Origin of the sequence: Variovorax sp. UC74_104 (assembly GCF_044055375.1) — a bacterium.
In the GTDB taxonomy this organism is placed as follows: Bacteria; Pseudomonadota; Gammaproteobacteria; order Burkholderiales; family Burkholderiaceae_C; genus Variovorax.
In genome coordinates, this window is the sequence record NZ_CP171978.1 from 856,647 (window position 1) to 870,330 (window position 13,684).

Sequence of the window (13,684 nt, forward strand, 5' to 3'; positions counted from 1 at the left end):
TGTCTCCGTTGATCTATTTGGTTGAGCGATGAATGACCGGGAAAGAGAGGGAAGGAGCTGCTACGCCGGCGGTGCGTTGGGCATCACCAATGCCACCAGCACCGGGCGATTGCCGCGGTTCTCCAGCTGGCGCTTCTCGCCGGGCGCGAAGCGGCAGCTGTCGTAGGGGCCGAGCACTTCCTCCTGGCGAGTGCCGTCGATCTCGCCGACCACGTGCAGCTGCCCTTCGAGCACGAGGTAGAGCTTTTCCATCGGCGAGCCGTCGAGGCCGGTGCGCCCGCCGGGCAGGATCTGGCTCATGCCCATCCACATCTGGGTGGAAGGGCCGGCCTCCTTGCCCTGAAGGCGCAGGCAGCGCATGTCGAAATGGTTGGGCGCCTCGTAGTGCGGCGCCTCGGCGAAGCGGGTGACGTGCATGGTTGTGCTCCGGAAAGGGTTCAGGGCCGCAGCACGACGCGGTCGGTGCTGCCCGAGAGCACCAGCCGGTAGGCCTCGTGCGCCTCGTCGAGCGTGAAGTGGCGCGCCACCGGGAAGGGCTTGAGCGTGCCGCGCTCGAAGCCCTCGCGCATGGCGTCGAGCTGGGCGGTGCTGGCGACGCAGTCCATCGCCAGCGAGTCGATGCCCACGTAGGTGTGCATGCCGCGGTAGAACGCGAAGATGTCGAAGGGCACCGCCCGGTCGTGCGTCGCGATGAAGATCTGGGTCGCGCCCTTGGCCATCGCCTTGTTGGCCGCCTCGAAGTAGGCGCTGCCCACGGTGTTGTAGACGATGTTCGCGCCGCGCCCGTCGGTGAGTTCGCGCACCCGCGCGCCCACGTCGGCGTGGTGGCGTGCGTCGATCGTGTCCACCGGTCCGCTCGCGAAGCCCTCGAAAGGCCCGGCGCGGCGCTGCACCGCGATCACGCGCGCGCCGGCCTGCGAGGCGAGCTGCACCACCGCCTGCCCGACCTTGCCGTTGGCGCCCAGCACCAGCACCGTCTGGCCGGCCTGCGGCATGCCGCTGCGGCGGAAGCCTTCGTAGGCGGTGACGAAGGGCACGCCCACCGCGCCAGCCTCGTCCATCGAGATGCCGCGCGGCTTGGCGCGCAGCGCCTGCTCGGGCAGCACCAGGTAGCGCGCATGCGAGCCGTCGCGCGTGATGCCGACGTCGCCGCCGGAGCCGTAGACCTCGCGGCCGATCCACTCCGAAGGGCCGCTCACCACGGTGCCCGCGAAGTCGCGGCCCGGGGTGCGCGGCCACACGGCCTGGGGCATGAGGCCCAGCGTGGCCTTCACGTCGCTGGGGTTCACCGCGGCGGCGGCGATGCGCACCACGGCATGGCCGGGCGCCGCCGAGGGCTCGGGCTGCGGTGCGGCTTCGAGCCGAAGCGCGTCGAGGTCGGCGGCCTTCTGGTTCACGCGAAGTGCGCGCGAGCTGTGGATGGAGTGCATGGCTGCGGTGCTCATCGTTCAGCTCCTCGCACCGGGCAAGCCCAGCATGGCGCGGGCCTCGCGCGGATTGGCGACTTCGCCGCCCAGGCTCACGAGGATGTCGCGCGCCTTCGCCACCAGCTGGGCGTTGCTCTCGGCGAGCACGCCCTTCTCCAGGTAGATGTTGTCTTCCATGCCCACGCGCACGTGGCCGCCCAGCAGCCAGGCCTGCGCGACGATCGGGAACTCCATGCGCCCGATGCCGAAGGCGCTCCAGAAGGCGCCGCGCGGCAGCATGTTGCGTGCGTAGAGCAGCGTCTCGGGCGTGGGCGCGAAGCCGTATTTCACGCCGAGAACGAAGGTCCACATGGCCGGCCCGTCGAGCGTGCCGTCGGCGATGAGGTCGAGCGCGAGGTTGATGTCGCCCGAGTCGAAGATCTCCAGCTCGGGCTTCACGCCCGCCTCGCGCATCACCTTCGCCATGCGCCGTACGTTGCGCGGCGTGTTGATGACCACGTCGGGGCCGGAGTTCATGGTGTTCAGGTCGAGCGAGCACACGTCGGGTTTGATGAGCGCGATGTGCTCCACGCGCTTCTCGGGCGGCAGCAGCGTGGTGCCGGGCGCGGCGATCTTCGGATCGTCCTCGCTGGGAATGAAGCGCCCGCCCGGGCCGGTCGTGAGGTTGACGATCAGCTCGCGGTTGCCGCGGCGGATGCGGTCGACCACCTCGCGGTACAGCTCGACTTCCATCGAGGGCCTGCCGGTCTCGGGGTTGCGCACGTGGATGTGCACCTGGCTCGCGCCGGCCTCGGCCGCGGCCAGGCATTCATCGGCGATTTGCACCGGCGTGATCGGCAGGTGCGGCGTCTGCTCCGGCTTCACGAGGTTGCCCGTGACGGCGCAGGTGATGAGGGTCTTGGCGTGGGTGCTCACAGGTGGCGCCCTCCGTCGACCACGATGCGCGTGCCGGTCACGAAGCGCATGGTGGTGGCCAGCGCCTCGACCGTGGCGGCCACGTCTTCCGGCTGGCCGATGCGGCCCAGCGGCGTGGTGCTGGCCATCTTGCTCGCGAACTCCGCGCCGCGCCCGGGCACGAAGCCCGACTCCACCGCGCCCGGCGACACCGACACCACGCGCACCGCAGGCGCCAGCGTCTTGGCCAGCGCATCGCCCACCACGTCGAGCCCGGCCTTGGCCGCCACGTAGGCGAGGTTGCTGCCCACGCCGGTGAAGCCCGCGATCGACGAGATGTTGGCCACGAGGCCGTCGCCGCTCGCCTTCAGCAGCGGCGCGAAGGCGCGGATGGTGGCGAACACGCCGCGGAAGTTGGAACGCACGATGTCGTCGATGAGCTCATCCGTAAGCGCGTCGAGGTCGCCGGCCGGCACCGGCTGCGTATGGCCCGCGCTGTTGACCAGGATGTCGCAGCGCCCGAGCGTGGCCTTCACCTCGGCAGCGGCGGCCACGAGGCTGGGCGTGTCGACGATGTCGGCGCGGATCGCAGCGTGACGCTGGCCGGCGGCCGAGGGCAGGGCGGCCGCACGGGCCTCGGCATCGTCGCCCTTGCGGTGCAGCAGCACGCAGGTGGCGCCCAGCGCGGCGAGGCGCCTGGCGGTGGCGTAGCCGATGGCGCCGAGGCCGCCGGTGATGACGGCGACCTTGCCGTCGAGTCTGGAGACTGGGTCGAAGCTCATGGATGTGAGAAGAGTGGGTTGATCGGGGGGATGCCTTGTCGCGGAACACCGCGGAACCGGCTTCGCCGGGCCGCCGGTGTTGCTCCCTCGAAGGGGGTTGGCGCAGCGACACGAAGTGCGCGAAGCCTGGGGGTGGTCAAGGGATTGGTGGGCGGGGGAATTTCATCTCGCCTGGTTCGAGCTCGAAGTCGTGGTGCAGCGAGGCGCTCTTTCCGTCGGGCGCGAGCGCGAAGCGGCCGATCAGCCGGCGCGTCACGCCGAAGGTCGGGTCGCTCTCCAGGTTCTCGTCGTCGTCGGCGAACACCTGCGTGATCAGCACCTTGTGGCCCGGCTTGCTCACCATGAAATGCAGGTGCGCGGGCCGGTTCGGGTGGCGCTTCTGCGCGCGCAGCAGCACGCCGCAGGGCCCGTCGGTCGGCACCGGGTAGCCGGCGGGGCGCACGCTGCGGAAGTGGAAGCGACCTTCGGCGTCGGTGGCGAAGCGCCCGCGCAGGTTCATGTTCTCCTGCGACGGGTCCTGGTTCTCGTAGAGGCCGACCGGCGAGGCCTGCCACACGTCGACCGTGGCGCCTTCCACCGGCCGGCCCTGGTGGTCGCGCACCATGCCCGTCACCTCCAGCGGGGTGCCCGGCGTGCCCGAGCGCGCGATGTTCTCGCCCTGGGCGCAGGCCGGCGCGTTCGCGCGCCAGAACGGGCCGAGCAGCGCGGCGGGCGATTCGCCCTGCGGGTCCTGGTTGTTCTGCAGTGCGACCACGGTCGACACGCCCAGGATGTCCGCAGCCAGCACCACCTCGTTCTTGGTCTCGCCGGTGGCCTGGCCGATGGCGACGATGAATTCGAGCGCCTGCTCGAACTCCTCTTCCGTCAGCTTCACTTCCTGCACCAGCGCGTGCAGGTGGCGGGTGACCGCTTCCATCACGGTGCGCAGCCGCGGGTCAGGCGTGTGTTTCATGGCGTCGAGCACATGGCCCAGCACCGAGTGGGGGGAGGTGGCGATGTTCATGGCAAGTCTTTGCAATCGTTTGCACGATATTAGTCCAAATCTCCGAAAAGTAAAATGGAGGTGATCCGGGGTCTACAAATGGCAGAAAGCCGACCTGAGCCGATGCCCCCTGCGACAATCGTTTGCATCAATGAGCTCCAATCCACCCGCCCCGTCCTCGCCCGTCACCATCCGCGATGTCGCCCGTGCCGCAGGCGTGCACGTGTCCACCGTCTCGCGCGCGCTCAGTCCCGAGAAGCGTTCGCTCATCAGCGACGAAGTGCTGCGCGTGGTCGAGGAGGCGGCGCAGCGCTTGGGCTACCGGCCCAACCGCGCGGCCTCGGCGCTGCGCACGGGGCGCACCCACACCATCGGCGTGCTGGTGCCCGACATCACCAACGCGGTGTTCCCGCCGATCCTGCAGGGCATCGAGGCCAGCGCCGCCGCGCGCGGCTACTTCGTGTTCGTCACCAACGTGGTCGACCACGCGCTCGCGCGGCCGGTGCTGGAGCGCATGCTGGCGCAGCGCGTGGACGGCGTGGTCATGGCCACCGCCACGCGCGACGATCCGCTGGTCGACTTCGTCACCAGGGCCGGCATGACGGCCGTGCTGGTCAACCGCGCCGACGAGACCGGCCGCCTGCCGGCCGTGGTGAGCGACGACCGGCTCGCGATGAAGCTCGCGGTCGACCATCTCGTGGGCCTGGGCCACAAGCGCATCGCGCACCTCGCGGGCCCGCAGACCATTCCCACCGGCGTGGGCCGGCGCCTGGGCGTGGAGCAGGCGCTGCGCGACCACCGCATGAAGCCTTTTCGCGTGGTGGAGTGCGCGAGCTACAGCCGCGAGGCCGGCGCCGAGGCGATGAAGCAGATGCTCGCGGCTGGCGCCGCGCCGCAGGCCGTGGTGTGCTGCAACGACCTGGTCGCGCTGGGCGCCTACGACGCGCTGCGCGAGGCCGGCCTGCGCGTGCCGCAGGACATCTCGGTCACCGGCCACAACGACATGCCGCTGGTCGACATGGTCGACCCGCCGCTCACCACCATCCGCCTGCCGCACCGCGAACTGGGCTGGCGCGCGGCCGAGATGCTGTTCGAGGAGATCGACGGCCATTCGATGTCGGCATCGACCGTGGTGCTGCGTCCCGAACTGGTGGTGCGCAAGTCGACGGCCGCGCCGGGCGGCACGCGCTGAACCCCAGCTACCACCACCAGCGGGCGATGTCGTCGCTCAGGCCCATGTAGAGCAGCACCAGCGTGACCAGCACGACGATGCACTTGGCGCGCAGCGACATCTTGGGCCTGGGCGCGAAGTCCGCCGCGCTGCCGACGAAGTACACGCCGCAATGGGGACACTGCCGCACCTTGCCGTAGATCAGTTCCTTGCAGCGCGGGCAGGGCACTTCGTCCGGACCGGGTTCCGGCGGCGAGCCGGCCGACCCCTGCCTGTCGCGCTGCTGCTGCAGCCTCGCGCGGCGCTCGCGGTGCGCGGCCAGGTCGATGGGGTCGTTGGGCTTGTCGGACATGCGCTGGAGAGAACGGCGAGGCTGCCTAGCGTGCCACAGACGCGCGCGGCGCGGGCTTCTTCCGCGCGGCCGGACGGCGCGGCGGCTTCGCCTCGAGCACCAGCTCGGCCGGCAGCTGGTCGTTCCACGATTCGGTGAAGTAGGCGCGGTCGCTGGGCACCAGCTGGGGCAGCGCCTCGCGCAGCAGGGCCAGCGACTGCTCGGCCGCCTTCAGCTCGCCCGCATGCGCCGCGTACCAGGCGTGCTCGAAGAGCAGGCTGCAGTGCTGCAGGCCCGGATAGCGGCGCCGCCCGGCCTGGTGATCGGCCAGCCGCGCCTGCGCCACCTGAACCCAGCGCGCGGGCCAGTTCGTCGAGTCGAAGGCGTCGGCGAGCGGCCCGGCCAGCTTCGAGATCGCGGCCGGGTCCAGCGGCTTCTGCGCGCGGAACTGCGCGAGTGTGGGCTGCAACTCGGGCCGGCAGTGGCCGCGCGCGATGCGCATGAGGTAGATCGCGTTCCAGGCCGAGCGGCCCTGGCCGTCGGTGTGGCCGCAGAGCCATTCGCTGAAGGCGATCCACTGCACCGCGCGGCGGGTGGTGTCGGCGTTGCCGTCGTGCGCCAGCGCGGGCAGGTCGGCCAGGCCCACGCGGTCGAAGAGCCACGCGGCCATGCCCATGTTGGCCGCCACGTGCTGGGCCGCGTCGAAGGAGTGCGACTCGAAGGCGGCCGCCAGCGCCTCGCCGAAGCGCTGCAGCGACTCCTCGGCCAGCGTGGCGGCGGCGGGCTTGTCGTCGGCCGCGAGCGCCAGCGCGCGAGAGCGGCAGGCCAGCGCCCACAGGTTGCACCACTCGAATCGCACGTCGGGATGGTGGCGCAGCACCAGGGCGCGTACCGCGTCCTCGGCCATGCCGCTCAGAAGCGACTGCGCCAGCGGCAGGTCGCGCGCGGTGTAGGCGCACCATGCGGCGACGATGCACTCCATCGCGCCCAGGTAGTCGTTGCCCGCCACGTGGTGCGCGAGCCGCTGTTTCTTCAGCGCCTGCAGCCGTCGCCGCGCCTGCTCGTTGTCGCCGAGGCGGCGCCACAGCATGGCCTCGTTGAGCGTGACCAGCGCGCGCTGGAAGTCGGTGGCCGCGAGCGTGCCGGCGAGGCGGATCGATTCGAGCGCGCTTCCGCCCGCGTTCTCGCCGGCCACGGGTGCCATCAGCCGCCCCTGCCGCGCCGCTTGCTGCGAGGCGACGAGCTGCTTCCAGAAAGCCGCGTCCTGCAGGTGCACCGCGTCGGGCGGCGGCGAACCCGCGGCCTGCTGACGCCCGCGGGAGCGCAGCCCGAGGAAGGACGCGATCTCGGCGGCGGTCGCCGCGCGGCCTTCCACCAGCACGCGCACGCGCTTCGCCTCGGCGGCGGGCAGCCAGAAGGGGCCCTGGCTGCGCCGCTCGGCGTTGAGGAAGCGGGGCTCGCGCTGCTTGTCCTCGCCCCAGCCGGCGTCGATGCCCCAGCTCTTGAAGTCGCGGAACGCGCGGCTCACGACCATGCGCAGCGTGCTCGCGTCGGAGACTTCGCCGCGCAGGTCGGCCAGCCGCACGACACCGGCGCCGGCCTCATGGGCATGCTGCATGCGCACCAGCAGCCACAGCGACTGGAAGGCCGCGCGCCGGCCGTTCACCGACTGCGGCGATGTGAGTTCGATGAAGACCTGGTTGGCGTGTGGGGCTGGCTTGGGCACGCCCCCCGATTTGAACCTCAAAACGGGGCGTTAGAAGATGCCGGGGAAGACTCGGTGCTCAGTACCGGTGCTCGTCCAGCAGCCCGGGCACTTCGCTGCGCCCGATGCCCAGGTCGCGCAGGTCGTGCTCGCTCATGCCGGCGAGCTGCAGCGAATCGAGGCGCGCACGGCGGCGATTCACCACGCGGCGGCGCCAGCCGCGCAGGGCATGGATCAGGCGTTGATGAAAGGACGTTGGCTTCGGCGCATTCACGATGGGCTCCTTGGTTGGTGAGCTCATCTTCCCGCCGGGCGTGCTATTGTGGAAGTTGAGAATTCTGAGACCGCTAATCAGCCTTTCTGATAACGGTCATTTGCCATGCGACAGCTCAACCTCGACCAACTGCGCACCCTCATCGCTATCGTCGACCTCGGCACCTTCTCGGCCGCGGCCAAGGCGCTGCACCTGGCCCAGCCCACGGTGAGTCTGCACATCAGCGAACTCGAAGCGCGCCTGGGCGCGCCGCTGGTGCTGCGGGGCAACCGGCGCATCACGCCGACGGCGGCGGGCGCCGCGCTCGTGGAGCGCGGGCGCAAGCTGCTGCGCGATACCGACGACGCGGTGGAGGCCGTCAAGCGGCAGGCCGAGGGCCGGGTGGGCCGCGTGCGGCTGGGCACCTCCACCGGCGTGCTGGTCGACCTGCTGCCGCAGGTGCTGGAGGCGCTGGGCGCGGAGCACTCGGGCATCGACGTGGAAGTGAGCATCCGCGGTTCCTTCGAGGCCATGGAACGGCTGGCCGCGGGAACGCTCGACATCGGCCTGGTCGCCATTCCGCAGCCGCCGCTGCGCGGCATCGTCGTCACGCCCTGGTGCGAGCAGCCCATGATGGCCTTCGTACCGCGCCGCTGGAAGGCGCCGAAGCGCGTCACGCCCGCGTGGCTGGCGGCGCAGCCGCTGATCTTCAACGAGGCGACCACGCACATGTACCGCCTCACCATGGAATGGTTCGCCGCCGCGGGCTTCGCGCCGCGCGCGCGCATCGAGCTCAACTACGACGCCGCCATGCGCAGCCTGGTGGCGGCCGGCTACGGTGCGGCGCTGCTGCCGCTGCAGCAGTCGACCGACGTCGCGCCCGGCGACGACCGCATGCAGATCCTGCCGGTGAGCCCGAAGCTCACGCGCCGCGTAGGCATCGCGCACCGCCAGCATGCGCTGCTCGACGGCGCCACGCTGAGCGTGCTCGAGGTGCTGAAGAGCTTCAGCCAGGCCTGAGCATTCCAAGCCGCGCACCCATGTGCGCGAGGCGCCGGGGGAGTTTTCGCACATCGTCGGCGATGCCATGGTCGCGCCAGCCGAAGATGCGGCGCACATAGGCATCGGCCGCGCCATCCACCGCCATGCAGGCGACGCGCACGCCGGTTGAGTATGCCTCGGCCACGGCCTGGCGGGCATCTTCGATGAGGTACGCCGGGTCGTGCACGTCGATGTCGGAGGGCGCGCCGTCGGTCACGACCAGGATCGCACGCCGGCCGTCGGGCTCGCCGCGCAGGTGCGAGGCGGCATGGCGCAGCGCCGCGCCCATGCGCGTGGAGTAGCGGCCTTGCACGGCCGCGAGCGTGGCGTGCAAGGCGGCGTCGGGCGGCTGGCCGAAGTCGAGCAGGCGGTAGTAGTAGACCTCCGCGCGCGTGTTCGACGAGAAGCCGTGGATCGCGAGGCGGTCGATGCCGTGCGCCGCTTTCGATGCCGCGAGCAGCAGGGCCGCCTGCTTCTCGATGTCGAGCAGCGAGAGGCCGTGCGGGCCCGCATCGTTCGCCGACGCCGACAGGTCGAGCAGCACCAGCAGGCTCGACGGGCACGGGCCCTTGCCGGTGCGCATGAACAGACGCGGATCGGGCCGCAGGCGCGCGCGGCGATCGATCATGACTTCGATGGCGGCGTTCAGGTCGACATCGTCGCCCTCCCACTGGCGGCGCAGCCGGTGCGTGCGGTCGAGATGGCGTGCGCGGAGCGGGGCGGGCGGCGGGATGCTGCGCTCGCCGCTGGCCATGGCCTGCCCGTGCGGCGCGCGAAGGCCTTGCCAGGCGGGCAGCTTCTCGATCACCGTGCACCAGTCGGGGCGCAGGCGCTCCAGCCTGCGGTCCCATTCGGGATACGTGAAGCGGCCCAGCTCAGTCTTCTCGTCGATGCCCTCGGGGGGCCGGTCGTCGCTGCCTGCGTTGCGCGCATCAGTTGGCGGTGGCGGCCGCGCGCCCGATTGCTGGAGCGCGATGGCTTCGTCCGGCGGCGTATCGGCGTCGCCGAAATCCCAGAGGTAGCTGTTGTCGTCGCGATAGGGCGCGGGCACGGCGTAGTCCCGGGGCTCGAAGCGCACGCGCATCTGGCCGAGATCGTTGGCGAGGATGGAGGCGATGGCGCGGAAGGCGTCGTGGTCTTCCAGGCCCGCGCGCGCCGCGGTCTCGTCGAACAGGCGGTGAGCCTTGTTGACCCAGTGGTTGTCGTCCTGCCACGCAGGCAGCGCCAGCATGCGGTCCATGCGTGCGATGAGCGCCGCGAAGCTGAGGTCCTTCGGATCGGGCGCTGGGGCCTGCGACACGGCGAACCAGCCGCGCAGGCCGGGGAAATCTCGGCACAGCAGCTGCTCGACGCGCGCGTCTTCGATCGCCGAGGCCACCGCGATGCCCATGGGCTTGAGCCCGCGCGCCGGTCGCGCGGGCGTGGAGTGGCGCAAGTGCGCGACCGCATGCGCGACCATGGCCGGGCGCAGGCCTTCTGCGGCCGCGCCTTCGGGCAGCAGCAGGCGCTTGCCGACGAGCACGGGGCGCGCGCCTGCCAGTGCCTGCACGTCCACGTCGATGCCGGCGAGACCGCGGGCCAGCAGCGACAGGGCGGCACTCATCCGAACTGCGCTTCGACGAAGCCTCGCAGCGCGCTCGCCATGTCGGGGTCGTCCGTCAGTGCGCGTGTCATCGTCATCTCGCAGCTCTCGCGCGGCGTCACGCCGTCGCGGATCAGCACGCCCGCATAGATCAGCATGCGCGTCGACACGCCTTCGTCGAGCCCCCGCTGCTTCAGCTCGCGCGAGCAGCGCGCGATGGCCACCAGCCTTGCCGCGAGGTCGAGCCTCACCTGCGCCTCGTGCGACACGATCTCGGCCTCGAGCGCGCTGTCGGGGTAGTCGAACTCCAGCGCGGCGAAGCGCTGGCGCGTCGACGGTTTCATGTCCTTGGCGCTGCTCTGGTAGCCGGGGTTGTACGACACCACGAGCTGAAAGTCGGGATGCGCGCGCACCAGCTCGCCCTTCTTGTCCAGCGGAAGGACGCGCCGCGCGTCCGTCAGCGGGTGGATCACCACCGTCGTGTCCTGCCGCGCCTCCACCACTTCGTCGAGGTAGCAGATGGCGCCGTGCCGCACGGCCAGCGTCAGCGGGCCGTCGTGCCAGGCCGTGCCGTCGGCGTCGAGCAGGTAGCGGCCGACGAGGTCGGAGGCCGTCATGTCCTCGTTGCAGGCCAGCGTGACCAGCGGCCGGCCCAGCGACCACGCCATGTGCTTCACGAAGCGCGTCTTGCCGCAGCCGGTGGGGCCTTTCAGGATCAACGGCATGCGGTGGCCGTACGCCTGCCGGTACAGCGCCACCTCGTTGCCCGCGGGCCGATAGAAAGGCTCGGCCTCGATGCGGTAGGCGGCCAGCGGATCGGCAACCGCCGCGTTCATCGGTGCCGCGCCGGCTCGTTCGGAATGCCCTCGATCGGGCATTCGGGCGTGCCCACCGTGCTGCGCGTGAACGACTCCACCATCTCGCGCGTGCCCTCGGGGTCGTTGATCCACTTCGTGTAGAAGTTGTAGGGGCAGGCCGCCACGCCCTTGTCGCCGTCGCCGGAATTGATGGTGCCGGTGTAGCCGCGGTGCACCAGCTTGAACAGGTGGTTCTGCGACTGGCCGTTCCTGCGCGCGTCGCGGATCAGGCCCATCGAGAGCTCGGCGTAGTTGATGCCCATCTCCTCCTCGCCGCATTCGCCCAGCGTGCGGCCGTCGAAGCCGATCAGCGCCGAGTGGCCGAAGTACGAGTACACGCCGTCGAAGCCCGCCGCGTTGGCCACTGCCACGTAGGTGTTGTTCATGAAGGCCATGGCCTTCGACACCATGATCTGCTGCTCCTTGGCCGGGTACATGTAGCCCTGGCAGCGGATGATGAGCTCGGCGCCGCGCATCGCGCAGTCGCGCCAGATCTCGGGGTAGTTGCCGTCGTCGCAGATGATCAGGCTGATCTTCATGCCCTTGGGGCCTTCGCTCACGTAGGTGCAGTCGCCCGGATACCAGCCCTCGATGGGCACCCACGGCATGATCTTGCGGTACTTCTGGACGATCTCGCCCTTGTTGTTCATGAGGATCAGCGTGTTGTAGGGCGCCTTGTTCGGGTGCTCCTCGTGGCGCTCGCCGGTCAACGAGAACACGCCCCACACGTTCGCGCGGCGGCAGGCGTCGGCGAAGATGGCCGTTTCCTCGCCGGGCACGGTGGCGGCCGTGTCGTACATCTCCTTGGCGTCGTACATGATCCCGTGCGTGGAGTACTCGGGGAACACAACCAGGTCCATGCCCGGCAGGCCCTTCTTCATGCCGACCAGCATCTCGCCGATCTTGCGCGCGTTGTCCAGTACCTCGGCCTTGGTGTGCAGGCGGGGCATCTTGTAGTTGACGACCGCGACGCCCACGCAATCGTTGCTGCTCGAAATATCACCGTGTCTCATGACGCTGCTCCTGAAGGATGGTTGATGAAGAAAGAAAACAAGAAGGCCCGGATCGGCGTTCAACCGATCCGGGCCTTCCGGTGGAGCAATGGGTTCGTGTCGTCGGAGCCGATTGTTCTCAACTCATCGCGAGCTGCACATACGTCATTTCGCTGATTGCGGCGGCGATGCGCTTCAGCGCGGGCGGGCGTAGCCCGACTCGATCCAGGCGCTGGCGCTGCTCGCCGTGAGCCTGAACGCGGGCGACACGCTCACGCTGGCGAGTTCGCTGTCGTCCGCATCGTCGAAGGCCGTGAGCGTGGCCGTGGGGTTGTCCTCGTCGGGCACGATGGAAAGCGCCACGCGCACGCGCCGGTCGTCGCGCGCGGTGACGGTCACGCTCTTGTTGAGCGTGGCGTGCAGCTGCTGCTCGTGGCGGCGGATGACCTCGGCGGCGGTCTTCACCAGCGTGGAGAAGGCGGAGCCGTCGAGCGGCTTCGGGTTCTTCTTGTCGCGGCCCATGGTCCAGGGACCGACGAGGGCCGGCTCGGGGTCGCCGTGGCGCGTCATCTCGACGGCCCAGCCGTCGTCTTCCTCGTTCTTGATGACGCGGGCGGTCCAGCGGTCGTCGCGCCAGAGGCGGTCTTCCTGCAGGGGGAGGGTGTCGGAGTCTGTAGTGGGTTCGGTCATTCGGTTGCTGTCGTTCTGGCGCGAGCCATTTTCGCCCCGGTCCCGGCACTGTCGATATGGCGTGCGAGGCCCTCGGCCAGCGCATCGAAGGTAGCGCGGCAGCGCGGGCTGCCGCGCAGGTCCTCGTGCATCGTGATCCAGGTGTCGAGTTTCAGCGAGAGGCCGCGCGGCATCAGCCGCACCAGCGCGGGGTCGCGGGCGGCCAGCGCCACCTGGCAGATGCCGATGCCGGCGCCGGCGCGGATCAGCGCCAGCTGCGTGAGGTCGCTGTCGGTGCGCAGCGAGAAGAGGTCGCGCGTGAAGCCCTTGAGCGACTTGCCCGCGTCGCGCACGAAGGCCGTGGGCTGGTCGTACCCGATCAGCGAGTGGGCGGCCAGCTCCTCGAGCTTGCGCGGCGTGCCGTGGCGCGCGAGATAGTCGCGATGCGCATGGAAGCCCAGCTCGATGTTGCCGATGCGGCGCGCCACCAGCTGCTCCTGCCTGGGGCGCACCATGCGCACGGCGATGTCGGCCTCGCGCCGCAGCAGGTCCTGCACGCGATTGGTCGACACCAGCTCGACCTTCAGCGCCGGGTGCGTCTCGCGAAGCCCCGTGACGATGGGCGGCAGCACTTCCGCGCAGACGACCTCGCTGGCCGATACGCGCACCACGCCGCTCACGCCTTCGCCCTGGCTGCTGGCGGCGCGCTCCAGCGAGGCGGCCGTGCTTTCCATGGCCTCCGCATGCGTGCGCAGCGCCAGCGCCACCTCGGTGGGCAGCAGGCCGGTCTGCGAGCGTGTGAAGAGCACGGTGCCCAGCGCCTCCTCGAGCGCCGCCACGTGGCGCCCGACCGTGGGCTGGGTGATACCGAGGGCGCGGGCCGCGCCCGAGAGCGAGCCCTCGCGCAGCACGCTCAGGAAAGTGCGGTAGAGCTCCCAGCCGATGTTCGAGGTCATACATAAATGTATGGCCGATAGCTCATGTTCGGCAATTCCAAT

At 70.2% G+C, this 13,684-nt stretch carries 15 protein-coding genes; 2 read left to right on the plus strand and 13 right to left on the minus strand.

Features of this window, described 5'->3' with window-relative positions; translation table 11 throughout:
• Nucleotides 1-60 precede the first annotated feature (60 nt).
• From ACHMXA_RS04210 to ACHMXA_RS04230, 5 genes are all read right to left on the minus strand, one after another.
• A complete protein-coding gene (locus tag ACHMXA_RS04210; protein ID WP_395318728.1) occupies nt 61-417 on the minus strand; it encodes a cupin domain-containing protein in 357 nt (118 codons plus the stop codon).
• A gap of 20 nt (nt 418-437) precedes the next feature.
• Nucleotides 438-1,445, minus strand: a complete 1,008-nt coding sequence (locus ACHMXA_RS04215) for a zinc-binding alcohol dehydrogenase family protein (protein ID WP_395318730.1) — start codon at nt 1,443-1,445, stop codon at nt 438-440.
• 3 nt (nt 1,446-1,448) lie between these two features.
• On the minus strand, nt 1,449-2,342 hold the full coding sequence (locus ACHMXA_RS04220) for a 3-keto-5-aminohexanoate cleavage protein (RefSeq protein ID WP_395318732.1): 894 nt from the start codon (nt 2,340-2,342) through the stop codon (nt 1,449-1,451).
• Nucleotides 2,339-3,103 (minus strand): SDR family NAD(P)-dependent oxidoreductase, encoded by a 765-nt coding sequence (locus ACHMXA_RS04225; RefSeq protein WP_395318735.1) that lies wholly within the window; start codon nt 3,101-3,103, stop codon nt 2,339-2,341. Before ACHMXA_RS04225 ends, ACHMXA_RS04220 begins: the two co-directional genes overlap by 4 nt.
• 136 nt (nt 3,104-3,239) lie before the next feature.
• On the minus strand, nt 3,240-4,106 hold the full coding sequence (locus tag ACHMXA_RS04230; RefSeq protein WP_395318737.1) for a dioxygenase: 867 nt from the start codon (nt 4,104-4,106) through the stop codon (nt 3,240-3,242).
• A gap of 130 nt (nt 4,107-4,236) precedes the next feature.
• Here ACHMXA_RS04230 and ACHMXA_RS04235 point away from each other — a divergent pair, with 130 nt between their 5' ends.
• Complete coding sequence (locus ACHMXA_RS04235) at nt 4,237-5,277, plus strand: LacI family DNA-binding transcriptional regulator (RefSeq protein WP_395318739.1); 1,041 nt, start codon at nt 4,237-4,239, stop codon at nt 5,275-5,277.
• A 7-nt stretch (nt 5,278-5,284) separates the two neighbouring features.
• Here ACHMXA_RS04235 and ACHMXA_RS04240 read toward each other — a convergent pair whose 3' ends face one another.
• The 3 genes from ACHMXA_RS04240 to ACHMXA_RS04250 are packed head-to-tail and all read right to left on the minus strand — an operon-like array spanning nt 5,285 to nt 7,566.
• A complete protein-coding gene (locus tag ACHMXA_RS04240; RefSeq protein WP_395318741.1) occupies nt 5,285-5,608 on the minus strand; it encodes a hypothetical protein in 324 nt (107 codons plus the stop codon).
• Between the two features lie 25 nt (nt 5,609-5,633).
• Nucleotides 5,634-7,313, minus strand: a complete 1,680-nt coding sequence (locus ACHMXA_RS04245; protein ID WP_395318743.1) for a hypothetical protein — start codon at nt 7,311-7,313, stop codon at nt 5,634-5,636.
• 58 nt (nt 7,314-7,371) lie between these two features.
• Entirely contained in the window at nt 7,372-7,566 is a 195-nt protein-coding gene (locus ACHMXA_RS04250) for a DUF1127 domain-containing protein (RefSeq protein WP_176665535.1), read from the minus strand.
• 105 nt (nt 7,567-7,671) lie between these two features.
• On the opposite strand from ACHMXA_RS04250, the gene ACHMXA_RS04255 reads away from it, so the two are divergent.
• The gene (locus ACHMXA_RS04255) at nt 7,672-8,565 is read left to right on the plus strand and encodes a LysR family transcriptional regulator (protein ID WP_395318746.1); all 894 of its coding nucleotides are present in this window, start codon (nt 7,672-7,674) and stop codon (nt 8,563-8,565) included.
• Here ACHMXA_RS04255 and ACHMXA_RS04260 read toward each other — a convergent pair.
• The 5 genes from ACHMXA_RS04260 to ACHMXA_RS04280 form a co-directional block, all read right to left on the minus strand.
• Complete coding sequence (locus tag ACHMXA_RS04260) at nt 8,552-10,189, minus strand: nitric oxide reductase activation protein NorD (protein ID WP_395318748.1); 1,638 nt, start codon at nt 10,187-10,189, stop codon at nt 8,552-8,554. The genes ACHMXA_RS04255 and ACHMXA_RS04260 overlap by 14 nt on opposite strands.
• Nucleotides 10,186-11,004 (minus strand): CbbQ/NirQ/NorQ/GpvN family protein, encoded by an 819-nt coding sequence (locus ACHMXA_RS04265; protein WP_395318750.1) that lies wholly within the window; start codon nt 11,002-11,004, stop codon nt 10,186-10,188. Before ACHMXA_RS04265 ends, ACHMXA_RS04260 begins: the two co-directional genes overlap by 4 nt.
• Nucleotides 11,001-12,038, minus strand: coding sequence for an aliphatic amidase (locus ACHMXA_RS04270; protein WP_395318752.1), 1,038 nt, complete (start codon nt 12,036-12,038; stop codon nt 11,001-11,003). Before ACHMXA_RS04270 ends, ACHMXA_RS04265 begins: the two co-directional genes overlap by 4 nt.
• 174 nt (nt 12,039-12,212) lie before the next feature.
• Nucleotides 12,213-12,707 (minus strand): hypothetical protein, encoded by a 495-nt coding sequence (locus ACHMXA_RS04275; RefSeq protein ID WP_395318754.1) that lies wholly within the window; start codon nt 12,705-12,707, stop codon nt 12,213-12,215.
• A complete protein-coding gene (locus ACHMXA_RS04280) occupies nt 12,704-13,642 on the minus strand; it encodes a LysR family transcriptional regulator (protein WP_395318756.1) in 939 nt (312 codons plus the stop codon). The genes ACHMXA_RS04275 and ACHMXA_RS04280 overlap by 4 nt, the downstream gene beginning before the upstream one ends.
• Nucleotides 13,643-13,684 lie beyond the last annotated feature (42 nt).